Source organism: Streptomyces sp. NPDC051020 (genome assembly GCF_040683105.1).
In the GTDB taxonomy this organism is placed as follows: domain Bacteria; phylum Actinomycetota; class Actinomycetes; order Streptomycetales; family Streptomycetaceae; genus Streptomyces.
The window spans coordinates 1-23,923 of the sequence record NZ_JBFBCG010000096.1 but is presented as its reverse complement, the minus strand read 5'-3'; the positions used below and the strand labels follow the sequence as shown (position 1 = coordinate 23,923).

Here is a 23,923-nt window from a genome sequence, read left to right as displayed (position 1 = left end):
GCCAACCAGGCAGCGGCCGAACCAGTGAACCTGAAACCACATCAACCCGCTCTGACCAGCTAGTCAGTACCACCCGCATAGCGGGGGAACCTCAAGGGTGCGGGTGCCGCAGGCGACCAGGGTAAGCAGGCGGACTTGCGGGTATCCGGTGCCGCCGTGGTTGCCTGCCTGTTTGGTGAACCTGGTCAGGATGGCGGAGGTGTCGGGGACCGTCATGGTGGTGCCGTCGAGTGCGACCACCAGCAGACCGCGCCAGCGGGTTCCCGGCCCGTGCGGGGTAGCGGCCGGGCCGCGTAGCAGGTCGAACAGCCACCGTAGTGGTTTGCTGCCGACGCGTCGGCGGGCCTGGGCCAGCGCGCTGGCTGTCGGCGCGGCTACCGGTAAGCCGACCAGCGCCCCGGTGAGCTTGCGTCACACGCCGGGGTATCCCACCTCCGGGAACAGGCAAGCGGCCAGGATCAGGTAGATCACGACTCGGGAGGGCAGATCCCGCAGCCGCGACTGGACTCTTCCCGTCGCGCGCAGGGCCTTGTCGACCATCTCGAACGGAACAAGCTGGGTGAGTTCACCGAGGTGGCCGGGCGCAAACCGTCCCCCGGCCACGCTGACGGTACGGGTGATGACAGGCTGGGTGTCCAACGGAGTTCCTGTACTTCAGCGATCTTGGTCGACGCTGTTCCAACAGGGACTCCGTTGCTCGTAGCAGCCACCTTGACACCCCCACCCAGCCACAAACTTCACGACCTTGGGGCCAGGAGTTTGCTGAAGATCTTGCTTCGACTGCCTGACTTGCCCCGCTTCGCCAGTAAATGTCGATCGGGGCAATCTGGTGCAAGTCGGGCGCGATTCCAAGATCGTCAGCGCACTCCTAGCCCCCCGTCTCTGATGGACGCCTTCCTCGCGGAGGGCTACCGCTGCGCCGAGGCCGAGCTGATCGGCCAGACCGTCCCGTACGTCGAACAGCGCCGCAACTACCTCCAGACCTACACCCTCCAGGACTCCACCCGCGGCGTGGACGACCTCCCCGAGCTGGAGGTCACCCTCCAGAACAGCCAGGTCGGCGCCCTGGTCTTCGTCCGCCGCGCGGACCGCGGCCGGATCCGCTGGCAGGAAAAACCGCCCCCACTGTCCTTCCCCGTCGCCCACCACGAAGTCGCCGACACCGACTTCGGCCCCCGCCTCCGCGACATCCTGACCGACCTCCCCGGCCTCCACCGCCTGAACCACCTCGGCGGCTGACGTACGGGCCGGCGCCCTCAGGTTCCGGCATCCGAGAAACCGCCCGTCGGCACCAGATTCCCGTCCGGGGTGAGCCGGGCGTGCACGCCCGTGCGGAACCAGCCGTCCGGAGTGAAGGCGCGTGTCGGTGGCCCGGTAGTGACCCCGGACCGTGGACGGGCCGAGGGCGAGGACTTCGCCGGCCTCACCGGCAGGGACGTCCTTGCCGTCGGGGCCGACGCTGACGGGAATCCCTGGAACACCGAGGCCACGTGAACAGCGGATCGCCTTCGCCGGGCCCCGTCCGTCGGCGCTGAGACGGATGCCCATGACTGCCGTTCCGACTGCGCCTGACCGCCCAGCAGCACGAAGCGGCCCTCGGCATCACGCAGGGCGCCCGCTTCCCGAGGCCGCTATCGACCGGCCCCTCCGGCATGGCCGGGCTGCCATCGTCATTGCGCGGCTCGGTGTATCAAGCCCGGCAGCTCTCCAGGCCGTCCTCGGCCTCGAGGAGACAGGCCCAGCGAGGTCACGTAGGAGGCTGGGGCGACGGCCTCGGCGCCGCAGAAGGCATTCCGACAGTTTTTATTTTCTTGACAGCAATTCTTGTCGGCTCCATCCTGGAGCGGTGCTGGACGTCGCTGTGATCGAAGAACCCGCTGCGGCCGAGGCGTCCCTGGACCCGATACGGTCCCGGATCCTCGCCGCCCTGGCCGAGCCCGGCTCGGCCGCCATGCTGGCCGCCCGCCTGGGGTTGCCCCGGCAGAAGGTCAACTACCACCTGAAGGAACTCGAGCGTCACGGCTTGGTCGAACTCGTCGAGGAACGGCGCAAGGGCAATGTCACCGAGCGGGTGTACCGCGCCACTGCCGCCTCCTACGTGATCTCCCCCAGCGCCCTGGCCGCCGTCAGCCCGGACCCGTCCCGGTCCCCGGACCAGCTCTCCGCCCGCTGGCTGCTGTCGCTGGGAGCACGACTGGTACAGGAGGTCGGTGCCCTGCTGACCGGCGCCTCCCGGGCCCGGCGGCGATTGGCCACCTTCGCCATCGATGCGGAGGTGCGGTTCGCCTCCGCGGCCGACCGCACGGCCTTCGCCGACGAGCTGGCCCAGGCCGTGACGGCCCTCGTCAGCCGCTACCACGACGAGTCCGCCCCCGGGGGCCGCAGCCACCGGGTGATCGTCGGGCTCCACCAGATTCCCGCCGCGCCCTCTGGCGCCCCGGGGAGCAAGGCCGACCCGCAGCAGAACCCCGGAGGGACAGAAGGACACGGATCCGAAGCACGACAGGAGAACCCGCGATGACGCACCCCTTCGAGATCGAGCAGGAGGCGACCCTGCCGGTGAGCCCGGAGCAGGTCTGGGAGGCGATCGCCACCGGACCGGGGATCGACTCCTGGTTCATGGGACGCAACGAGGTGGAGCCGCGCGAGGGCGGCACCGCCGCCATGGACATCGGGGGCAACCGGGAGACCTCGGTGGTCACCGCCTACGAACCCGGCAGACGCTTCGCCACCCGCACGGCCACCGCCGAGGACGGCCGCTTCATGGCCTTCGAGTACCTGATCGAGGGGCGCGACGGTGGCAGCACCGTGCTCCGCATCGTCCAGAGCGGCGTGCTCGGCGACGACTGGCAGGACGAGTACGACGCGCTGCGCCGCGGCTGGCCCTTCCACCTCCACACGCTCCGCGAGTACCTGACCCACTTCCCGGGACGCACCAGCGTCCCCGTCTTCGCCATGGCGCCCTCGGGCGAGCAGCCCGCGCAGCAGGTCCGGGCGGCCCTCACCCGCGGGCTGTCGCTGCCCAGCCCGGTCGCCGTGGGCGCGCGGGCGCACGCCGAGCCGGCCGGCCTGCCGCCGGTGGACGGTGAAGTGACCTGGTCGGACGACGAGCGCATCGAGGTACGTACCGCCGACGGGATCTACACCTTCCACCACTTCCCCGGCGTGGTGCTGATGTTCCACCACCTCTTCGGCCCGGACACGGACAGCGCCGAGGCCGCCTGGCAGCAGTGGCTGACCGGCCTCCTCGCCTGACCCTCCGGCTCACACGGGCGCACAGCCGCACCGTCGGGCACCCGGATCCGCTGCACCCCCAGAATCACCGGACCAGCCGCTCTCCGCAGCGGTCACCGGCACCTCACCATCGGGGCGCCTGCGCCGTGAACGCGGCCCAAGCGCGCACCGAGCAGCCACACAACACACCTCCAAGAGATCAAGGAAAACCCCTCATGCGCACTGTGATCAGCACGGCCTTCATCTCGCTCGACGGCGTCATGGAGGCCCCGGGCGGCGAACCCGGGTACCGCAACTCCGGATGGACCTTCAAGGAGGTCGACTTCGTCCCCGAGGCGTTCGAGCTCAAGGGGCGCGAACAGCAGGAGTCCACCGCGATTCTGATGGGCCGGGTCAGCTACGAGGCGTTCAGCCCTGTGTGGCCGGACATGGCGGATTTCGCGCATTACAAGACGATGCCGAAGTACGTCGTCTCCACCACCCTCACCGAGGACAAGCTGGTCTCCAACTGGGGTGAGACCACCATCCTGCGCTCCCTCGACGAGGTCGCCGTCCTCAAGGTGGCGGACGGCGGCCCGATCATCGTCCACGGCAGCGTTCGCTGAACCACAGCCTCTCGGACGCGGGCCTGATCGACCGCTACCACCTCCTCGTCTTCCCGCTGCTGCTCGGAGCCGGCAAGCGCCTGTTCAGCACCACGGACAAGGACACCCAGAAGCTGAAGCTGGTCGAGCACGAGGTCTACAGCAACGGCCTGCAGAAGCAGGTCCTCGACGTCGTCCGCTGACGACGCTTCGGGCATCCCGGTTTCGCCCCCGCCTGAGATGGCAGACGCCACCGGCCATCTGCCATCACAGGCACGTGCTGATCCTCATCGTCGGTGGGCCAGGCAACACATCCTGGCCCACGGCTCATACCCTCAGGCAGCGTGCCTCCGCAGCCCCCACCACGAGGCCGGGCCAACGGCCCGGCAGCGCCTGCGAAGGCGATGCTGCGGCTGACCGGACGACAGCTCCAGCGACCCGGCTGTCGCCAGGCTTCACCGCTGCACCCCGGCCTCGCCGTCGACGGGCGCGCCTGGCCGGAAGCCACCACGAGAGCAAGGACGACAGGAACCCTGGTTGACGGGCCCGCTTCGAGCCCTTGCTGGGCTTCGTCCACGACGCCAGGTGACCGATGGCGTGATCACCCGCCCAGCTGCGCGAGGACGCCGGTGAGCTCACGGACGAGTGGGTGGTTGGGTCCGTGCGTACTCCGGTAGCCCTCGATCGCGTCGCGCAGCAGCGGCACCGCCTCCGCGTTGCGGCCCTGGTTGGCCTTCATCGCAGCCAGGTCGACCTGGACCCCGAGGGTTGCGGCGTGCCGCAGGCCGTATGTCCGCCGGTAGCCCTGGAGCACCTCGGCGATCAGCGTCTCCGCCTCGGTGACGCGGCCGAGCCGGTTCAGGACGTCTGCGTAGTTGTGCCGGGCGGTCAAGGTGTCCGGATGCTGGTCGCCCTTCAGCCGCGACCGGGCGTCGACCAGCTCCCGGTACATCGTCAGGGCCTCGGCGTGGCTGCCCTGGTGGATGAGCACGGCGGCGAGGTTGTGGCGTACGGTCAAGGCCAGGTCGCTGCCGCCGTCGACGTCGGCCAGCATCGCCCGATACATGCGCTCGGCACGGCCGAGGGCTCGCGGAAAGCCTCGGCATCCCGTGCGCGGGCAGGCTCACCGAGGATGTCGGCGCCGAGTTCACCACGCTGCTCAGGAAACGGACTTGAGCTTCTTCTCTCACCGTCGCAGGGATCACCGACGTGGACGAGGCCGCGTTCACCCGTCTCCGGCATTCGGCCTGGGGAGACCTCCCTGAACCAGGACGGTAGCCCCGGGCCGACATCTGTTCCCTGTGTTGACGGTGTACAGGGCTTTGGCTCCTTCCCCGAGACGGCCTCGGGGAAGGAGCCTGCTTCCATGCGGCGCTGTGCTCAGCCGGTAACCTTCACGACACCCGAGGCCGTCGCGTCCGGACCCGCGCCGTCCGCCGGGGTGGCGGTCAGCTGCCAGGTATAGCCGCCGGTCGCCACCGGTACGCCCGACTCGGACGTACCGTCCCAGGTGACCCGTACTGCGCTGAGGGTGTCCTCGCCCGTCCAGGTGCGGAGGATCTCGCCGGTTGCGCGGTTGGTGAGGGTCACCCGCCAGGACGCTGCGGGCTTGGAGAGCCACCATGCGGCAGCCCACTCACCAGCCAACGTTTGGGGTGCGGCGGTGCGGGCGACGCGCAGTGCAGAAACTGCGTGCTGCGGCGCGGTGACGTGGACGGTGTCGTCCGCGCCGACCCAGGCGAGCTTTCCGGCGCCGGCGTCGAGGGTCCAAGTGGTGCCGCGCCCCTCGCCGTTCGCGGGCTGCTTCAGGCCAGTGACGGTGCCCAGGTCGGCCGTACCGCCGTCCGCCTGCAGGGCCGTGAGGCCCAGATGGCCGGACGTGTCGCGGTGGGCCAGGAAGCGGTCGCCCAGCAGCACGCCGGACGCCGGGGCGGGGTAGGTGCGGCCGGTCGCCAGGTCGCGTACGCCCGCCGCGTCCTGCGAGGCGCAGCTCCAGTACAGCAGGGTGCCGCTGCGCTGCAGTTCGTTGGGGACGCAGGCAGAGCCGAGGTCGATGGTTGCGGTCAGGTTGCCGGAACGCAGGTTGATCACCTTCACCGTGCCGGGCTTGTTCAGGGCCGACTTGAGCAGAGTCTTCTGTTCCAGTACGGCGGCCTGTGCCGGCTGCTCGCGGACGATGATGTCGCGGGCGGTGTCCACAACGTACTGCCGTCCGCTCGCCTCGTACAGCACGAACTCCGGTGCCGTATCGAGGATCCGGCCGTCCTTGCCCGGCAGCGGGAAGCTGTCCGCCGGGTGCTCCGGGTCATCACCGGTCACCAGCGTGTCGGCACCCGTTTCCTGGTCGGCGACCAGCCGGCGGTCGGCATCGGACAGTCCGTCGTCACTGCGCGGGCCACGATCGGGGGCGATCAGGTCGTCTCCAACCCTGTGACGGTATCGGTGGCGACCCCACCGGAGCCGCCGACGGGTCAGGCATGGGTGAGCGATCTGACGTTCGTCTCGCAGACCAACGGCTGGGGCCCGGTCGAACGCGACCACAGCAACGGGGATCAGGCTGCCGGCGCCGGTGGGCCCGTCACGATTGGCGCCACCAGCCTTCCCGTACCGCGCGCATCGGAACGACATCACCGGATTCGACTCCCCCGGCTTCGACTTCCCCGCCGCAGTGACCGAGTGGCCCCCGGTCGACTTCGTCACCGGATCAACTCGCGAGCCACCGGGTCGCGTTACCTCAGATCGCAGGCCGAGATCGGCGCCGCCTCTTGCGCGACCACGAACGCAGGTGCACAGCTGCGCCGTTGTGCCCTCCCACGAGCACCTTGGCGGTTCGGTCGCCCTTTCTATCGGCACCTCAGGCCTTTTGATGAATCATTAGAAAGTTCCAGAGATTCGTACCGAACCTCTGGACAGCCCCTACGCGGCGCTCTAGCGTCTCGGCCCATCGAGACATGTGTTTCGTCGCAATAACACCGCAACCGATCAGCGTTCACTCGAACGTCCTCCACCTCACGAGTCTTTCTACGTCTCTCCCCCATGGCCGGGCCACTGCCCGTCACGAGGCACTGCGCAATCGCCGTCACAGCGGTCGTCGCTCACGCACCGTGCAGCACCGCCAGAGATCGAGGAGAAGCATCACCGTGCACCGCACCCTGAGACGCATGATCACGGGGGTCCTGCTCGTGGCACTTCCCGCGCTGGGCGGTGTGGCCGTCGCGCCCGCCGCCCAGGCGCACCCAGGCCACGAACACGCCCTGGACTGGTCGAACTACGAGAAAGTCACCCTGACGAAGGACACCGGCGAGCCGATCGACCTCGCCGTCCTGCCTGACAGCCGGGTCCTGCACACCGCCCGCAACGGCGACGTACGGCTCACCGACCCCGGCACCGGTGTCACGAAGGTCGTCAACCACGTCGACGTGTACCAGAACTCCGAGATGGGGTTGCAAACGGTCACGCTCGACCCGGACTTCGCCACCAACAAATGGGTCTACCTGTACTACTCGCCGCCGCTGAACACGCCGGCCGGCTCCGCACCGCTACAGCTGCCCACCGGGCAGACGGACGCGTACTGGAAGCAGTGGGAGGGGTACGACACCCTGACCCGCTTCAAGTGGACCGGCGACAAGCTCGACCTCTCCACCGCCCAGGAGATCATCCGGGTCGACACCAACCGCGGTCAGTGCTGCCATGTCGCGGGTGACGTGGACTTCGACAGTGACGGCAACCTCTACCTCGCCACCGGCGGAAACACCCCGGCGTCGGGCCCGAACGTCAACGGTTACACGCCGATCAACGACGCGGCCGGCTACAACCCCGGCCTCGACGAGCGTCGCGGCGCGGGCAACACCAACGACCTGCGGGGCAAGATCCTGCGGATCGACGTACAGGAGGACGGCAGTTACACGATCCCACAGGGGAACCTCTTCGAGCCGGGCACGGCCAAGACCCGTCCCGAGATCTTCGTGATGGGCCTGCGCAACCCCTTCCGGCTGGCGGTGGACCGCGAGACCGACGCCGTGATGTGGGGCGACTACGGCCCCGACGCCGGAACCGCGGACCCGAACCGCGGGCCGATGGGATACGTCGAGTGGCAGACCACAACCAAGGCCATGAACAGCGGCTGGCCGTTCTGCACGGGTGACAACAGCAAGCCCTACCGGGACTTCGACTTCGCCACCCTCACTCCCGGCCCCGCTTTCGACTGCGCGGCGCCGGTCAACGACTCCCGCTGGAACACCGGCCTGACTGAGCTGCCTCCGTCCGTGCCGGCCACTCTCTGGTACGGCGACCGGGACACCGACCAGCCGTGGCCCGAGCTGACCGCCTTCCGCGGTCCCGGCGGTCCGGGCGGCCAGGCCCCGATGGCCGGTCCGGTCTACCACTACGACGCGGCCAACCCCTCGCCGGGCAAGTTCCCGGAGTACTGGGACGGCAAGGCGTTCTTCGCGGAGTTCTCCCAGGACTACGTGGCAGCGCTCACGCTCGACGGGCCCGACGGACCCGTCAGCAAGCTGGAGAACGTCCTGCCCAACAGCGAGCGGTCTCAGAACGGTATCCCGCAGTGGGACAACCCGATGGACCTGGAGTTCGGCCCGGACGGCGCGCTCTACGTCCTCGACTACGGTGACGGCTTCTTCCGTCAGAACCCCGACGCGGGTCTCTACCGGATCGACTACGCAGAGGGCAACAAGGCGCCCACTGCGGTGATCAAAACCGACAAGTCGTCCGGCCAGGCACCGCTTGAGGTCTCGTTCAGCGCCACCGGCTCCAGCGACCCGGAGAACGGCGAACTCACCTACCAGTGGGACCTCGACGGCGACGGCACATTCGACACCACCGGACCCACGGCCACCCGTACGTACCCGGAGAACGGGCAGTTCCAGGCCCGGCTCAAGGTCTCCGACCCGCAAGGCAAGTTCGGGCTGTCGAGCCGTCAGATCACCGTGGGCAACACGGCGCCGACCGTACGGATCACTTCGCCGCCCGACGGCGGGTTCTTCAACTGGGGCGACGCCGTGCCGTACGGCATAGCCGTCGAGGACCCGGAGGACGGCATCACGCCGGACTGCGCCAAAGCTGCCTGGACCTTCGGTCTCGGGCACAACCAGCATGGGCACCCGGTCAACAGCGGCACCGGTTGCACGGGCGGCGTCGCGACCCCGGCCGCCGCGGGGCACGGTGACACCGAGAACGTCTTCGGCGTCCTCGGGATCACCTACACCGACAAGGGCGCGGGCGGCGTGCCGCCGGCGACCGGTGATGCCCAAGTGGTGCTCAATCCGGCGCTGATGCAGGGCGAGCACTACGACTCCGCGGAGGGCGTCACGATCACGGACGACACCACGGCGTCCGGACAGCGCAAGGTGACCTCCTTCGACGCGGGTGACTGGATCGCGTACGACCCGGTGTCGTTCGCCGGGATCAACGGGGTCAAGACCCGCGCCAGTGGCGCCGGCACGCTGGCGCTGCACTGGGGCTCGGCCGACGCCGAGCCGTTCGCCACGGTACCGGTTCCGGCCGGAGTGGGCTGGCAGACCGTCACCACCGCTCTGGCGAACGCCCCTTCGGGGACGGGTGAGGTCTTCGTCACGAGCTCCGGCGGTGTCGAGCTGGACTCACTGACCTTCCAGGGCGCGGGCGTCGCGGACAAGACCGCGCCCAAGGTCACCGCCACGCTCAACCCGCCCCGGCCCAATGGTGACGACGGCTGGTACACCAGCAATGTGTCGCTCACGGTCTCGGCGACCGACAACGGGACGGTCGCCAGTCGTCAGTACTCGGTCGACGACGGGACGACCTGGCAGTCGGCCAACGCGGCCATCACGCTGTCCAAGGAGGGTGCCACCACAGTCCGTTACCGGGCGACCGACAACGGCGGCAACGTCTCCGAGGTGGGTTCGCTCACCGTAAGGATCGACCGCACCGGTCCCACGGTGACGGCCACCGGTCTCGACGCTGACGGTGTCTACGGGGACTCCAAGCGTCCGACTCCGGTCTTCTCAGCGGCGGACGCGGTCTCCGGCGGGGCCACCGCGACGGCCACGCTGGACGGCACGGCCGTCACCTCCGGCCAGGCGTTGGAGCTGTGGCGGCTGCCGCTGGGAAGCCATGACCTCACGGTCAGGGCCCGGGACAAGGCCGGCAACACCACCAGCAAGACGGTCGCCTTCACCACCCGTACCTCCTACGCGGACCTCCGCGCGCTGATCACCCAACTGCGGGCCGACGGCCTGATCACGGCACAGGGACAGCAGCGGCTGACCGTACGGCTCGGCCAGGCCGAGGCGCACGCCGACGCGGGCCGCACCAGCCGGGCCGCGGCCGTGCTGGAGTCGTTCGCCGGCTACACGGCCGACACCTCCCTGGTGCCGGACAGCGCGGCGGGCGCGGCCCTGGCACGGGACGCGCGGGCGCTGAAGGGAGGCGCCACCGGCTGACGCCGGACTGACAGAACTGCCCCGCTCTCACCAGCGGGGCAGTTCGGTACCCGGGGTCGACGCCGTCGCGGGGCCTCTTTCCGGGCCGTGGCGTCCCTGCCGGGTCGAGTTCCGTCAACAGGGCGGCAACTTTCGACGTTCTGTGAAAATGTTGCCGGAAACCGCACGCGCCCCTGTGATCCTGCCACCCCGCGGGCAGGGATCCTACCGGGCGGTACGATGCCCGGCCCCCGTACCGCCCGGGTTCCGTCGCCGCGACACCTCCCGAAAGCTGTCCGAAGGCGCCCAGAGGAAGTGAGTCCGTGAACATCCAGTACCGCGTGTTGAGTCTGCTGCGTGAAAACGGCCCGCTGTCCCGCGCTCAACTCGCGGACCGGCTGGAGATTCCGCGCCCGCGGCTGCTCGGCGAACTCGACCGCATGGTCGCCGCCGGGCGGGTCAGTGAGGCGGGCCCCGCGGCGTCGCGCGGCGGGCGGCGCTCCACCCTCATCCAGCTCGACCCCGGCCTGCGGTTCGCCGCTGTCGATCTGGGCGCCAGCTCCGTCGACATCGAGATCACCGACGGCGCGCTCGCACCGGTGGCCTCCTGCTCCGAACCCGCCGACATCCGCTCCGGGCCAGTCGCCGTACTCGGCCGCATCAGCGAACTCCTGCGCGCGATGGCTGACCAGGGGCACTACACGCGGCTCGACGCGATCGGCATCGGTCTGCCGGGGCCGGTCAGCTTCCGGGAGGGCGTACCCGTCTCACCGCCGATCATGGTGGGCTGGAACCGCTTTCCCGTACGCGACACCCTCGCCCGCGCGCACGGCTGCCCCGTCGTCGTAGACAACGACGTCAACGTCATGTCCCTCGGGGAGCGGCACAGCGGGGTCGCGAGGACCGTCGACCATCTGCTCTTCGTGAAAATCGGCAGCGGTATCGGCTCCGGCATGCAGCACCACGGCCGTATCTACCGGGGCGCGGAGGGGTGCGCCGGGGACATTGGGCACGTTCAGGTGGAGGCCGAGGCAGACGGGCCCGTCTGCTCCTGCGGGAACACCGGCTGTCTGGAGGCGTACTTCGGCGGGGTGGCCCTGGCCAGGGACGCCACGGAGGCTGCGAAGTCCGGCCAGTCACCGGCACTCGCCGAACGGCTCGCCGAGCGGCGGGTGTTGACCGCCCGGGATGTCGCGGAGTGCGCGTCCGGCGGCGACAACACGAGCGTCAACCTCGTCCGGGCCGGCGGCCACCGGGTCGGGCAGGTCCTCGCCACCCTGGTCAGCTTCATGAACCCGTCGATGATCGTGATCGGCGGCGGTCTGACCGGGCTCGGCTATCCGCTGCTCGCCGAGATCCGCAGCGTCGTGTACAAGCGCTCGCTTCCCCTCGCCACGGGCAATCTGCCGATCGTCATGTCCGAACTCGGGCCCCGCGCGGGGGTCGTGGGCGCGGCGTTCCTCGCGAGCGAACTCGCGTACAGCGAGGAGTCCTGACATGGCTCAGCCCGTCCGGCGATTCGATGCTCTTCAGCACTACCAGGTCAGCCTCCTGGTGGCGGCGCAGGCGTCCGCGGCCGGTCCGTCGTAAGAGGAGCTCACAAAATGGGAGTCCGATCAGCTCGCGGCGTCTGGTGCGTGCGATCGCAAGGCGCTGGAAGGTCTTCGGATGGGGCCTCCCCTGCTCGAACGAAGCCGAGAGCTTGGGGAAGGAGCTACTAGGGCATTTCGGCAACGCAGCGAGCGTGCGTGCGTGCCAGACGCCGCGAGCCGGGCGCCCATTTTGTGAGCTCCTCTAAGTCCGAGAGACTCACCAGCGCCTGCGGTTAGGGTCCGTACATGCATCCGGTCAACATCACAGGCCCCCGGCTTCAACTCCGTGAACTCCACAGCCGCGACGTGGACGCTCTCCACGCCATCCAGGGCGACGCCGATGTCACGCGGCACATGAAGCTCGAACCACGCACTCGTGAAGAGGTCGAGCATGCCATCTCCCGCTCGATCACCTCCGCGAACGCGGAGCCCCGCAACATCTATATGCTCGCCGTGGTCTGCTCGGAGGAGCGGCAACTGATCGGCTACGCCGACTTGGACTTGGACCCGTTCGCTGAGAAGGCCGCCACTATCGGCTTCATGCTCCGCCCCGACACCTGGGGCAGGGGGCTGGGCACCGAGGTGGTACACCTGCTGTGCGCCCTCGGCTTCCACCACCTGGGCCTGCACCGCATATGGGCCACTCGGTCCCCACTCAACGCCGCCTCCGGAAAGACCCTGCTGAAGGCGGGGATGACCGAGGACGGCCGGATTCGGGAACATGTCTTCGTCGACGGGGCCTGGCGAGACTCGATCACTTACTCAGTCCTGAACCATGAGTGGCAGGCGCCCGAGGGAATCTGCGTCTCCACATGCAGCTGATCACGGCGACAGTCCTGTCCGTGCCGGAGCACTCCGCGATCAGCACTGAGGGATACCGCCGCGTGATCGGCGCCCAGCTCAGCAGCGCCGAGGCCCACCACCGCCTCGCCCGAAAGCGGCGCAGCACAGGTCGGTTGTGTGGAACCGACGCAGGTCAGCAGTCCCGGGCCGATTCCCTTGGCGCTCCCGAACGCCACCGCACTGCCTGCGGGTCGTGGTTACTCCGGCCCGCCACGCCCAGCGGGCGAGCCGAAGACCCTGGGCACGGCGCTCCTGCATGCCAGGGGCGGCGCCATGGATTCGGTGTGCTCGACGGGGGTGGAGTCGGCCCTGCGCAGGGCGTACGGTCCGCCGAGCTCGGGGTGGTCCCAGGCGTGTTCGTGGGCATCGGTGACGCGGTCGGCGTATGCAGTGTCGTTTCGGCGGTGAAGTCGCTGGACCGTACGGGTGAGTTCGTGGCTCCAGGGCTGTCGCAGACGTATGCGGACTGCGTAAATCCGGGGTTGTGATCAAGAACCTCGTGTGGCGCGGCCTGCCCGCGCTCGTCCTCGCAGCCCTGCCCGTCCTGGCCTCCGTTCCTGCCGCTGACGCCGTGGGGAGCAGCCGTACCGTCCAGAGCTCGCAGCCCCGAAAGGCCCTGCGGAGCGACTCCCATTTCTACGCGCCCGCCACCCTCGGCAAGAACCAGGCATGGACCTCCGGCAGCGGCCGTACCCTCCTGCGTGTTCAGAGCGACGGCAACGTCGTCGTCTACAAGGACAACCGTCCCGCCTGGCAGGCCCCGAACGTCTACCCCAACGCCGACCACCTCGTCATGCAGGCGGACGGCAACTTCGTCATCTACAACAGGGCCGGCCAGGCCATCTGGGCCGCCGGAACCTGGCACAAGGGTCGCTACCTCGCCGTCCAGGACGACGGCAACGTCGTCGTCTACAACAACGCCAACCGGCCCGTTTGGGCCACCAACACCGGCGACTGAGCGACTTCCGTATACGACAAGGGCCCGGACACGCTGACGCGCGCACGTGAATGATCGAAGCTCGAACGTGGAGAAGACAGAAAGTGAGCACGCGTAGAACATTCCTCGGCTCAGCTACCGCATTCGGTGCCATGGCGTTTCTCAGCGACACTCAGGCCGCATCTGCGGACGAGGGCAATCCGGGGCCGGACTCGGCGGCCCTGGAACTCCGGGCCCGCAACGCAATCTTCGCGGTCGATACCGACACGCAGAAGAATTACGACGCACTCCGGTCCGAGTTGATCAAGCAACTCGGCCCGGTCATCGTCGTTCAGAATGACGACCGGGGTGGCCTGTACACACTCATCCACAACGGAGAGCAGGAGTCATTACACCCCGTCTCCGAAATCTTCGGGCTGGCCAAGTCGATCGCCCACGCTCCGCTGGGCATCTACTCAATCATCGCGCCGTACCTGAGCCGCAAGATCCCGAACCTCCCGAGCTCCGCCTATCTCGACCAGCACGACGTGGACATGGTGGCGTTCAAGGGGCCCGGAACGAACGACTGGGTCAGCCCACTTCAGGCTTTCGGCACCACCTTGACCACCGCCCGACAACAGCTTCGCAACGCACACATGCCGCAGGAGCTGAAAGCGTCGAGCACTCAGATCCTCGACGCCGCACTCAGGTTCATCAACGAGTCCGTGCGGCGCGGTTCCTTTGACATGAAGTCGTTCGAGAGCTTCACGGGCGGCTTGAACGACGCTATCGGTACCAACGTGAGGTATGCGACCCAGGCGCAGATCGACGGCGTGGAAAATCTCATGAAGCGGTGGCGGGACAAGGTCGGCAAGGAGGACTGGCCCGGCCTGTACATCGTCGTTCTGTCGATCTGGACGACGTCCGCCCCGAACCAGAACTCGATGATCGTCAAGCAGTTCATGGACCCCGCGCAGGCGGACTCGCACCTGATCGACCTGCCGACGGCCCAACTGCCCTCCGAGCCGGTCTTCGTCGCCCTCGACAACTTGGCCCGGATCGTACAGGACAACGTCGCGGCGGAGATGGTGTTCCCCGTTGACCAGAAACTGGCGGACGCGCTGAAGGGGCCCGAGGATCTGCTGGCGCAGGAGATCCTGCACCAGCTCACCTGCCCCTACCAGAGCAAGACTGCGGCGAAGAAGGCCGTGGGCGCGGCCTCGTAAAACCGGCCCGACCACGCGAGCGACCTGGCGGCGCGCTGGCCGTCATCGGGATCAACGTGAACTCCGCCCCGTCCCATGCCGACAGCTGGCCCATCAGCGCGAACTGCCGCCCGTCCCGCAGCCCGGACTCCCCGACTTGCCCCGGATGCTGTTCGATCCGCTGACGTCCACCTCGTCGACCCCGCCTGGCAGCTCCTCATGGTCGTCACCGCCAGCGTCGGCGCCATCGCGGTCTTCGGCGAGTACAGCAGCGGGCTGATCCGCACCACCTTCGTCGCCGCCCCGCGCGCCGTGCGGTGATGGCAGCCAAGGTGACCGTCATGAGAAAAGTCGAGATGCACCGCCGTCAGGATCCGGCAGCGGAGACATGGCAAACCAACTCGGCGGCCAGGCGACGCATGACCGTGCGGTTGGCGCGCTGCATCGTGGCCCGGACGACGGGTGCCAGCAGGCGGTCGGCGAGAGGGGCGCGCGCCCCGGCGTACGTGAACGAGAGGCGGCTCCCACCGGTTCGCAGCGGTTCGATGGCGTAGACACCGTGGGCCAGGCGCCGGCCGGCCGCACTGACATTGCGTTCGACGATGCGCCGCGGTGCGTCGGCCTCGACGACCTCGATGGTGACGTCGGTCTTCGTGCCACCCAGTGCGGCGGTGACCGTGGCGCACGACCCGACGCCGCGGTCGGGGCCGCTATAGCGCCAGTCAGTCAAGTAGTGGTTGGTGAATCGCTCGTGATGAGCCATGACATCAAGGAAGTCGTAGACCTGCTCTGGTGTCTGCGGCACGTCGATCGACACGGTGACGGACTGCATGTACCACACGGTACATGCACCATGTACCAATTGGTACACTCGCGATGTGGTGAATACGGACGACGTGCATCCAGAGAGCGGCGCGCACGGCACGGACGGGGGCCGGCGTGCGCAACTGGTGGACGCGGCCGTCGACCACGTCGCAGCACACGGCATCACGGACCTGAGCCTGCGCCGCCTGGGCGCCGCGATCGGCGTCAGTCACCGCATGCTGATCCATTACTTCGGCTCCAAGGAACAGCTGCTCGTCGAGATCGTCAGGACATCGGAGCGACGCCAGCGTGATCTGCTGTCCCGGATCCGACTGGAGCCCGGTCTCTCGCCGGCCAACTTCGCGCGGCGACTGTGGCAGCAGTTGACGGACCCTGGGCTGGCCGGTCAGGAGCGGCTCTTCTTCGAAATCTGCGGGCACGCGCTGCGGGGCCGCCCCGAGGCCGCCCTTGTCCTCGAAGGGCTCGTGACGGACTGGCTGGAGCCGCTCGTGGCCGCCGAGATGGCCGCAGGGGCGGATCCTGCCGCGGCCCGGAACCGCGCCAGGCTGGGGCTTGCCACCGTCCGCGGTCTGTTGCTTGACCTGCTCGCTACCGGGGACCGCTCCGGCGTCGACGCGGCGATGGAAGAGTTCCTCCGGCTGTATTACGGCTCGGAGTGACGGAGTCGCCGATCAGGCCGAGCTGCTGGGTCAGACGACGTACCACCGTTCGAACTACGGTCGCCGAGGTAGACGTGCGCCGCTTCACAGGCTTTCTGATGAGCCGTCAACTGAGGTCTCTCACCATTGCCGCATCAACCCAACCAGGCCCGCGGAACACCACCCTGAACCAGCTACTCATCGTGACCGATGGTGCAGGGTCTCAGCGAATACACGACACAGCAACATGCGAGCTCACCCAGTCCCGACGCCGGTGATCGCCGTGGGTTCAGGGAAACCGAAGGTCCTTCAGCGCGAACCCACAAGTTCACCGCTGTGCGTCAGGCCGGATGCATCCGTGGGTTCGGGTGGAACACGAGGATGCTGAGCGATCCGAAGGGCTTCGGTGGTGACGTCGGCCTGAACGTCCTCGGTCATCACGACCGCCCGCCGAACTGCCAGTTGTGCACCTCAATGTCGGCGTACCGGTCCGGGGTCAAGATGGCACGTGCCGTGTCCGGGTCCGGCGCCCGGAGCAACGCCGCCGTGCCCAGCCATGTGGCGCCATTGTCGGACAGCAGCGGCCCGTAGGCGATCAGCTCCTCCCGATCGGGCGGCAACGCGAGGTCGGCGGCCTGCCCCGCGCCGAGGCCGAGCACCAGGTACCGGTTGCCACCGGTCCGGCCGCCGGGGAAGTCCCACATGGTGCGCCCCAGCGTGTTGCGCCACCGTCGCAGCAGCACGTCCCGGTAGACGCCGGCCTGGTAGTTCGGCTCGTCGAAGGCGAACGCGCGGGCAGCGGTGGGATCGGGCAGGTCGACGATGTGCACGCTTCCGGTGGGTGTGTCGTCGTCGGCGAGGGTCGGGCCCCGGGCGATCATCTCCTTCGCGTACTGGTCCATATAGGCCCAATGCTCTGCCAGCAGCTCGTCGCGCAGCTGCAGGGAGCCGGACCGGTCGCGGTGGTGACAAAGGAACTCCATGCCCAAGGATCTCGTCACGGAGGTAACCAAGTCGAGCGGGTTTCACTGCGATGGCTGCTCGGCAGCCTGATCCAGCAGGTCCTGTGCGGAGTCTGAGTAGCGCATGGCGGTCTTGGGGCCGGGCGGTTGCTGCCTGTCAGCGATGCGGGGTCCGGGGGCCGAACATGCCGCCTGAGGTCAGGTCGAGGGCGGCGCCGAGGCCGCGTGGCACGGGCCGTTGTTCGGCGTCGGAGTTGGTACCGGCGGCAAGGGCGGTGAGCCGGTCCAGGACGAAGTGGGCGTCGTTGGCGCGGACGGCGACGACGTCCGCGTCGGTCATCGAATACACGGCGGCGACGTTGCGGACCTCGACGCGTCCGTCGGGGAACTCGACCTCCCCGGCGTCGAAGGTGTGGTCGATGGTGACGACGATGTACCTGTGGCTGGCCAGTTCCTCAACCAAGGCAGTATCGAACGTACGGTCGCCGCGCGAGCCGTGCGAGTACAGAAAGGGGTCGGGTGGTGTGGTTCCACCGTCCCGTAGTGCGGGCCGGGCGCGTCCAGCCACGGTCCGACGCTCGGGTTGCGGGTACGACCGTGGTCATAGGCTCGTGGTCCGAGCCCGCTGGTGCGCACGACCGTGGATGGGCGGGCGGTCGCCGCGCGACGTTCCGGCACAGGGGTCCACAGCCGGCGAGAAGGGCCGGGCAGGTCCGGACCGCGTCGGCCGTCCTTACGGCGGCGCGCGATGCCCGAGAGCGCCTCCAGCACCACGCGGTTGCCGAGGAATGCGGTGATGTCGGCGTGGTCGTTCGGCGGAGCCACCTCGACCGGACGGGGACTGCGCGGTGGCTGCCACCCCGTTTCCAGTCCCCGAACTGCTCATCAACTCCGCCGGTACCCGGCGCCGTTGACGTAGATCGCCCACTCCGCTCGGGTCAGTCCGGCACCCACCCGCGCACAGGTCGGTGACCATCCGGGCAGGTGCCAGGTCGTAGGCCACCAAGGGCACGTGTTTACCCAGGGCGTACAGAGTCCGGTCGTCCGCGGAGAAGGTGAGTGCCTCGATGTTCCCAGCAGGAACGTGCAGCGTTCCTCCGAGGGGCTTGCGGGAGGTCACATCCCACAGCCGGACGGTTCCGTCCTCGGCGCCAACGGCCAGGGTCGTCGGGTCGTGCGAGAAGACGAGCGCGGACACCCGTGCTGCCGGTTCGTTTCCCATCGTTCGGCGGGCTCGGTCTGATCGCGGTTCCGTCCAACAACGTGACCCCGCCCGCCTCGTCGCCAGCCGGAAGGTGGCCGCCGGCCGGATCGATGGCCACCCCGGTGGTCTGATGCGAAGTGAGCGTGTGGCTGGTCCGCCGGTTGGACGGCAGCCGCACCACATCGCCCTCGGATGTGGCCCAGCAGTCGGCCGCCGGAACGCAGGGCCAGGCTGCCGGTGACGTCGGGCAGTGAGGTGCCCCCTGTCGGGCCGGGCACAACGCGGCGGCCCGCGACTGAAAGGACTTCGGGCCGGACCCTGCTCATGGCCTCTCGGTGATATGGGCCATGAGCCGGGCCCGCCCGGCCCGGACCAGGCGGCTGTCCGTCAGAACACGACCCTGGCCCGGCGGACGGCCGCGAGGGCCTCCTGGGCACCGGAGGCGAGCTCCAGCGCGACCTCGCCGTCGCGGCCGGACAGTGCACGCATGTACGCCACGACGTCGGCACTGACAACCCCCGCCGGTTCGCCCGAGCCCAGCAGCCAGGTGCCGCCCGCGGGGCCGCTGAGCTTCAGGAGGACCGGTGCGTCGGACCAGGCCAGCGCCAGGTCGCGGACCACCTGCTCGACGATGTGCCGGTCGTGCTCCCCGAGTGCGACCGGCTGTTCCGTGGCCCGCGCCAGGTCGATGCGGTGCATCCACTGGTCGCGTACGTAGATCACATCGAGCAGGTAGGCGATGGACATCCGGGGTTCCCCGGGGATCCCGCTGTCCACCGTGACGCGCCGCATCGGACCGGGCCTCCGCCTGCGGGCGCGCACGGCACGGGGCCACAGCAGCGCGAACTGCTCCACCAGCGCCGGGCCGGCCTCAAGGGCATGGTCGTCGATCTGCACGGCCATGTGGGCGTCGAGCGTGATCTTGTCGGGGTAGCGGCGCGGCCCCACGAGCTGGCGGCGCAGCATCGTACGGAGACGGATGTTGTCCTCGCACTGGCCTACGAGGTGGGAGACGAGGGTGCGCACGTCCCACTCGCCGCAGTCGGTGGGGAGCGACCAGTCGCCCTTGCCCAGGCCCCTGAGCAGGGCGAAGGTTGCCCGGCCCTCGGCCTCGGCGATCTCAGCCGACTGCTCGCGGCCGGTCTGCGGCAGGTGTGCGGCTGCCACGAAGGATGTGGTCATCGGGCTCGCCCTCCTCTGGGGCATAGAAGCGGAAGAACATGTCCAGTGCCGTCTGTGCGAGCCGGGTGAAACGGCCCTCCCCGGCCGATGGAGACGGTTCGTTGGAGAGCTGCTGACTGATCACACCGGACGTCAGCACGGTGTAGAGGGCCACACCTTCCTCGCTTGCGGCCGCAGGGGCCAACTGTCCGGCGTCCACGGCCGCTTGCAGTGCCGCGCGCAGGGTCTCCAACTGTCGCAGGGCGGGCTCGAACGCACGGGGCGAGGGTTCAAAGCCTGGCACTGGCCGCCAGTAGAGGAGCTGCGCGAGCACCGGGTTGGCCATCACCCAGGTGATGGTGGCCTCCTGGCCCGCGGTGATGGCGCTCCGCGGATCCTCGGAGAGCCTGACGAGGTACGGATCCAGCACCTCGACGGCCTGCCGCATCCCGCGTTCGAACAGCGCGTCGTAGACGGCCATCTTCGACGGGAAGTACTGGTACAGGGACGGCGGACGCATGCCCACCCGCCGCGCGACCTCCGCGAGGCTGAGCGCGGCCACGCCATCCTCGGCCATGACCTCGACCGCAACGTCGAGGATCTCCTGCACGGTCTCATTGCGACGGCGGAGCCTGCGATCCTCCCTCATACCATTAAGAAAGCCTCACACCAGTAGGGAAGTCAACACCCCTACGGATACCGAAGGTTGGAGACTTCGCCTGCCCTCCTTCAGCGAAACCGTGTGTCCATCCCGGCAGGCGCTCAACTTGAGCTTTAAGGATCAGGTTCGCTGTGAGGACGATTCGGAGGAGGGCGGCGTAGGCCTGGCGGTCGCCGCCACGGTTGACTCTGCGGCGCTGGGTCTTGCCGGAGGAAGCCTCGACCGGGCTGGTGCCGCACAGGGCGGCGAAGGACGCCTCGCGCTTCTTCTACCTCGACGACATCGACCGGAAGCTGATCGGGAAGCGGCACGGGGCCACAACCGTCTCGGCTTCGCGCTCCAGATGTGCACGGTCCGCTACCTCGGGCTGTTCCGGAGGACCCGCTGGACGTGCCGTGGCCGGTGGCCGAGTACCTGGCTGAGCACCCGGGCGTGGAGGACGCCTCGTGCGTGAAGCGGTACACCGAGCGGCAGATGACCGCGTACGAGCACGCGTGGGAGATCCGCGACGCCTACGGCTACCAAGGACGAAGACGTCGCCCGGCTCTCCCCACTCAAGGACCGCCACATCAACCTCTTGGGCCGCTACCTGTTCAACATCAAGGGCAGCGGACCCGGCCAGGTCCTGCGCCCCTTCCGCAACCCCGACGCCGTGGAGGACCCCGAGGAGGCCTGACGAGTCCGGCGCCCCCGAGGCGTTGGGCCGTTCATTTGGGCGGCGCTGCCCGGGACCGAGGCGAGAGGACCACGAACAGGGCGTCGGGACCCCCGTGCACTCTCAGCCGGCGTGAAGGATCCGAAAGCGATCGGGTTCCGCCGGATCTCGATCAACGACTTGGACCGGCGTCCAAGCCCATTGCCACACGCTGATGCCCGGCGTGCGGGAGAACCGGATCTTCCCGCGAGTACCTTCGACGACAACACGCGGCCAGGATTCGGCGATGCGCGCCCGGTCCGCGCCGTGACAACGCAGCACATCGGCGAGGACAGCGACCGTGTCGTAGCCCTCGAAGGCGACGAAGGAGGGCGCTTCGGCCAACCGCTCCCGAAGGGCCGCCTCGACCCGCGCACCGAGCGGGCTGGGGCTCTCGGGCAGGTAGCGCAAGAACGGGATCGCGGCGCCGTCGCCGCCCAACAACGCCGCCCATTCGGCGAACTCTGGCTGCCCAGCCGGAGCACCCATCATGATCTCGGCGAGGCGCTGGTCGCGGCGGACAGACTTGACGATCGACACCGCCGGCTCCGGGTGGCCGACCAGAAGAAGGAGGGCCGTCGCGCGATTGTCGACGAGCTCGTCGCACACGGCCGCAGGGGACAGCGTGCGCATGTCGAGTTCGATGACGGTACCGCCGCGTGGAGCGAGGTAGTCCCGCAGAATACGGGCCCCGGATGCCCAGTAGACACTCGAGTCGGCTGCCACGGCGATTCGGCTGTGGCCCGCGCCGAGGAGGAAGTCCGCGTAGATCTGCCAGCCGTGGGACTGCGCCGGGGCGAGGCGCGCGACCCATTCCGTCGGCTGCTCGGTGAGCCCGTCGAGAACCGCCGACGAGCAGAGGAACGGCAGGCCGAGGGCGTCGGCTCTGGCGGCCGCGGCACGGGCGACGACGCTGTGATACTCCCCAGCCACGGCAGCCACGCCCAGGTGAGCCAATTCGTCCACGGCCGCGGCGGCCTTCTGTGGATCAGCCGCGGTGTCCCGGACCACCAGCTCGAGTGGCCTTCCGATGATCCCGCCGGCGTCATTGACCTCGCGAACGGCCAGCTCGAGGCCGGCGAGCAGGTGTCGGCCCGCCTCTACCCAGCCGGGCCGAGTCAGCGGAACGAGAGCGCCGATCCGGACGCACGATCCATCGGTCCGCTCCGCTCCAGGTGACGACGGTGGCGTATTCATACGGTGGCCTCTCCCGTGTGACGATTCGGTTGCCGTTGGCCCGGTCACAGAGTGGCAACGCCCGGTAAGTACGCGTTCATCTCATCTCACCGTGACCGGCGCACCCACGTGACCATGCCGGACATTGCATCCACCTCCATCGCCAACAGGCAACCGATTATTTGTTCGCTGAGCTGCCAGTTATTTGTTCGCTGAGCTGCCAGGCTTCAAGAAACCTTGGCACCCTCAAGTGATCAACGCACCACCCGCGGATGATCATGTGGTCGTAGAGGCACAGGCGCGAGACTATGGGTTTTCGCCAGCTCAGCAGGATGAAATCTCAAGACACTGGCGCGAAGGGGGAATCGTTCAGCTTGATGGGGCGGGCACTCGGGGCACCGGTGCGCCATGTCCGCCGGTTTCTGTACCGGGGCGGCGAAGTCCGCCTGACTCCGCCCTGCACTCCGGCCCGGGCCGCCGTTGACCGGTTCCTGCACCACGCGCACATCGTCCTGGCCGAGGGTTCCTCGCTCCGGCGGCTGTGTGGGGGAGTGGTCAGGGGGCGGCCTTGATCTTCTTCATGGTCAGGTGGGATTCGGTCCGCAGGACGCCGGGAAGACCGGTGAGTTTGCCGGTGAGGAAGGTCTCGTAGGCGGCGTGGTCGGCGACCGCGACGCGGAGGAAGTAGTCCGGGCGGCCGAAGAGGCGGCGGAACTCAATGACCTCCTCGTAGGAGGCGACGGTCTCTTCGAACGCCTCGACGGTCTTGCGGTCGGTGGCATACACCTCGACGTCAACGAGGACCTCCAGGCCGCGTCCCACGGCCGCCGGATCGACGACCGCGCGATAGCCGGAGCCGACTTCAGGACGTGTGCGCAGGCGCCCACCGTCAGCGCCTGCCGACGTCGTCCTCCGTGAGGATGTCGAGCTTGACCGTGCGTTTCAGCTTGGCGCGGGTGCGGGGGTAGTCCGCGTGCTTGGGCAGGTCCGGGGCGGGTTTCGGGCGACGGCCGGCGAGGCGGACACGCAGGAACACGAAGCGGGCGGACAAAGCGGCTTTCGAGCCCTTGCGCCAGGTGACCGCGACCGCACTGTTGCGTCCTGCGGCCAGGACGTGTTCGCGCAAACTGACCGGCCGGGCGCGGTAGCGCGGCAGCGGACGCGGTCCGAGCCCGCCGAAGGGCGGCTGGTGCGGCACGGCCGACTCGGTACGGGCGGTCATCTCGCCCTTGACCTGCAGCGCATAGGCCAGGCCACGGTCTTCCAGGCCGTGGCGGAAGTCGGCGTTCGCCCCGTAACCGGTGTCCGCGACCAGCACCGCGGGCCGCAGTCCGACAGCGGCGAGTTCGTCGAGCATGTCCAGCGTGAGCAGGGTGCCGGAGTACTGCCTGGCTACTCCGGGCGAGGCCGTTCCGTCCTTCGGGAACCTGGTGTCGCCCACCGCCCACACCTGCGGCCGCACCGCCGCCACCGCCCGGCGGGCCAGCCTGGAAACCAGTGCCCGTGGTACCACCAGCACCGCGCCACGTGCCGACTCAACAGACACCCGCCGGAGCCCGGATCACAGAGCTTCAGCCGTCCGAGCCCGCCCACCACGGCACACGGGACAGCAAGCAAACGCCTAAGATGGCAAAGCCGATGTACAGGGCACCAGGTACCCGCCGCGCACCCGTACCACCGCCCCGAACAGGCAACCGCTCACAGGCGCCCCCACGCCGGAAACCCCGGCCCGATTCCGACGGGCCGGGGTTTCCTTATGACGCAAGCGGCTGTGTTACCACTCGTCCCCGCCCTGGTCGCCCCGGTCGT

The 23,923-nt window shown here is 68.7% G+C and carries 21 protein-coding genes and 4 pseudogenes; 11 read left to right on the top strand and 14 right to left on the bottom strand.

Annotation, left to right across the window (positions count from 1 at the left end):
- Positions 1 to 63: 63 nt before the first annotated feature.
- Positions 64 to 240 carry a hypothetical protein gene (locus AB0N06_RS33075; protein ID WP_366138383.1) on the bottom strand — a complete coding sequence of 59 codons (177 nt, stop codon included), beginning with the start codon at positions 238 to 240 and terminating at the stop codon, positions 64 to 66.
- Between the two features lie 72 nt (positions 241 to 312).
- Positions 313 to 603, bottom strand: a pseudogene (locus AB0N06_RS33070) (transposase domain-containing protein); the annotation flags it as partial.
- A gap of 282 nt (positions 604 to 885) precedes the next feature.
- On the opposite strand from AB0N06_RS33070, the gene AB0N06_RS33065 reads away from it, so the two are divergent.
- From AB0N06_RS33065 to AB0N06_RS33050, 4 genes and pseudogenes are all read left to right on the top strand, one after another.
- A complete protein-coding gene (locus AB0N06_RS33065; RefSeq protein WP_366138380.1) occupies positions 886 to 1,239 on the top strand; it encodes a hypothetical protein in 354 nt (117 codons plus the stop codon).
- A gap of 607 nt (positions 1,240 to 1,846) precedes the next feature.
- Positions 1,847 to 2,521: a helix-turn-helix domain-containing protein gene (locus AB0N06_RS33060; RefSeq protein WP_366138379.1), complete on the top strand. Its 675-nt coding sequence runs from the start codon at positions 1,847 to 1,849 to the stop codon at positions 2,519 to 2,521.
- A complete protein-coding gene (locus AB0N06_RS33055; protein WP_366138378.1) occupies positions 2,518 to 3,255 on the top strand; it encodes an SRPBCC domain-containing protein in 738 nt (245 codons plus the stop codon). Before AB0N06_RS33060 ends, AB0N06_RS33055 begins: the two co-directional genes overlap by 4 nt.
- Positions 3,256 to 3,449: 194 nt before the next feature.
- Positions 3,450 to 4,021, top strand: a pseudogene (locus tag AB0N06_RS33050) (dihydrofolate reductase family protein).
- 398 nt (positions 4,022 to 4,419) lie between these two features.
- Here the strand turns inward: AB0N06_RS33050 and AB0N06_RS33045 are convergent.
- Both AB0N06_RS33045 and AB0N06_RS33040 read right to left on the bottom strand, forming a co-directional pair.
- Complete coding sequence (locus AB0N06_RS33045; RefSeq protein ID WP_366138377.1) at positions 4,420 to 4,872, bottom strand: tetratricopeptide repeat protein; 453 nt, start codon at positions 4,870 to 4,872, stop codon at positions 4,420 to 4,422.
- Between the two features lie 326 nt (positions 4,873 to 5,198).
- Positions 5,199 to 6,137 carry a FlgD immunoglobulin-like domain containing protein gene (locus AB0N06_RS33040; protein ID WP_366138376.1) on the bottom strand — a complete coding sequence of 313 codons (939 nt, stop codon included), beginning with the start codon at positions 6,135 to 6,137 and terminating at the stop codon, positions 5,199 to 5,201.
- Positions 6,138 to 6,979: 842 nt separating this feature from the next.
- On the opposite strand from AB0N06_RS33040, the gene AB0N06_RS33035 reads away from it, so the two are divergent.
- From AB0N06_RS33035 to AB0N06_RS33015, 5 genes are all read left to right on the top strand, one after another.
- Complete coding sequence (locus AB0N06_RS33035) at positions 6,980 to 10,258, top strand: PQQ-dependent sugar dehydrogenase (RefSeq protein WP_366138375.1); 3,279 nt, start codon at positions 6,980 to 6,982, stop codon at positions 10,256 to 10,258.
- A gap of 302 nt (positions 10,259 to 10,560) precedes the next feature.
- Complete coding sequence (locus tag AB0N06_RS33030) at positions 10,561 to 11,733, top strand: ROK family transcriptional regulator (protein ID WP_366138374.1); 1,173 nt, start codon at positions 10,561 to 10,563, stop codon at positions 11,731 to 11,733.
- Positions 11,734 to 12,075: 342 nt separating this feature from the next.
- Positions 12,076 to 12,651, top strand: a complete 576-nt coding sequence (locus AB0N06_RS33025; RefSeq protein WP_366138373.1) for a GNAT family protein — start codon at positions 12,076 to 12,078, stop codon at positions 12,649 to 12,651.
- A gap of 505 nt (positions 12,652 to 13,156) precedes the next feature.
- Positions 13,157 to 13,630, top strand: a complete 474-nt coding sequence (locus AB0N06_RS33020) for a hypothetical protein (protein ID WP_366138372.1) — start codon at positions 13,157 to 13,159, stop codon at positions 13,628 to 13,630.
- Between the two features lie 131 nt (positions 13,631 to 13,761).
- Positions 13,762 to 14,814, top strand: coding sequence for a hypothetical protein (locus AB0N06_RS33015; RefSeq protein WP_366138371.1), 1,053 nt, complete (start codon positions 13,762 to 13,764; stop codon positions 14,812 to 14,814).
- Positions 14,815 to 15,160: 346 nt separating this feature from the next.
- Here AB0N06_RS33015 and AB0N06_RS33010 read toward each other — a convergent pair whose 3' ends face one another.
- Positions 15,161 to 15,625: an SRPBCC family protein gene (locus tag AB0N06_RS33010; protein ID WP_366138370.1), complete on the bottom strand. Its 465-nt coding sequence runs from the start codon at positions 15,623 to 15,625 to the stop codon at positions 15,161 to 15,163.
- Between the two features lie 46 nt (positions 15,626 to 15,671).
- On the opposite strand from AB0N06_RS33010, the gene AB0N06_RS33005 reads away from it, so the two are divergent.
- Complete coding sequence (locus tag AB0N06_RS33005; protein WP_366138369.1) at positions 15,672 to 16,277, top strand: TetR/AcrR family transcriptional regulator; 606 nt, start codon at positions 15,672 to 15,674, stop codon at positions 16,275 to 16,277.
- A gap of 416 nt (positions 16,278 to 16,693) precedes the next feature.
- On the opposite strand, the gene AB0N06_RS33000 is transcribed toward AB0N06_RS33005, so the two are convergent.
- The 6 genes and pseudogenes from AB0N06_RS33000 to AB0N06_RS32975 all read right to left on the bottom strand — a co-directional run.
- The gene (locus AB0N06_RS33000) at positions 16,694 to 17,239 is read right to left on the bottom strand and encodes a YciI family protein (protein ID WP_366138382.1); all 546 of its coding nucleotides are present in this window, start codon (positions 17,237 to 17,239) and stop codon (positions 16,694 to 16,696) included.
- A 136-nt stretch (positions 17,240 to 17,375) separates the two neighbouring features.
- Positions 17,376 to 17,681, bottom strand: coding sequence for a hypothetical protein (locus AB0N06_RS32995; protein WP_366138368.1), 306 nt, complete (start codon positions 17,679 to 17,681; stop codon positions 17,376 to 17,378).
- 270 nt (positions 17,682 to 17,951) lie between these two features.
- On the bottom strand, positions 17,952 to 18,440 hold the full coding sequence (locus AB0N06_RS32990) for a hypothetical protein (protein ID WP_366138367.1): 489 nt from the start codon (positions 18,438 to 18,440) through the stop codon (positions 17,952 to 17,954).
- Between the two features lie 369 nt (positions 18,441 to 18,809).
- On the bottom strand, positions 18,810 to 19,604 hold the full coding sequence (locus AB0N06_RS32985) for a maleylpyruvate isomerase family mycothiol-dependent enzyme (protein WP_366138366.1): 795 nt from the start codon (positions 19,602 to 19,604) through the stop codon (positions 18,810 to 18,812).
- Entirely contained in the window at positions 19,543 to 20,232 is a 690-nt protein-coding gene (locus AB0N06_RS32980; protein ID WP_366138365.1) for a TetR/AcrR family transcriptional regulator, read from the bottom strand. The genes AB0N06_RS32985 and AB0N06_RS32980 overlap by 62 nt, the downstream gene beginning before the upstream one ends.
- A gap of 148 nt (positions 20,233 to 20,380) precedes the next feature.
- Positions 20,381 to 20,503: pseudogene (locus tag AB0N06_RS32975) on the bottom strand (transposase); the annotation flags it as partial.
- Between the two features lies 1 nt (position 20,504).
- On the opposite strand from AB0N06_RS32975, the pseudogene AB0N06_RS32970 reads away from it, so the two are divergent.
- Positions 20,505 to 20,766, top strand: a pseudogene (locus AB0N06_RS32970) (DUF4158 domain-containing protein); the annotation flags it as partial.
- A gap of 256 nt (positions 20,767 to 21,022) precedes the next feature.
- On the opposite strand, the gene AB0N06_RS32965 reads toward AB0N06_RS32970, so the two are convergent.
- From AB0N06_RS32965 to AB0N06_RS32955, 3 genes are all read right to left on the bottom strand, one after another.
- The gene (locus tag AB0N06_RS32965; RefSeq protein ID WP_366138364.1) at positions 21,023 to 22,135 is read right to left on the bottom strand and encodes an ABC transporter substrate-binding protein; all 1,113 of its coding nucleotides are present in this window, start codon (positions 22,133 to 22,135) and stop codon (positions 21,023 to 21,025) included.
- Between the two features lie 534 nt (positions 22,136 to 22,669).
- A complete protein-coding gene (locus AB0N06_RS32960) occupies positions 22,670 to 22,936 on the bottom strand; it encodes an Lrp/AsnC ligand binding domain-containing protein (protein ID WP_366138363.1) in 267 nt (88 codons plus the stop codon).
- Between the two features lie 67 nt (positions 22,937 to 23,003).
- Positions 23,004 to 23,627, bottom strand: coding sequence for a transposase (locus tag AB0N06_RS32955; protein WP_366138381.1), 624 nt, complete (start codon positions 23,625 to 23,627; stop codon positions 23,004 to 23,006).
- Positions 23,628 to 23,923 lie beyond the last annotated feature (296 nt).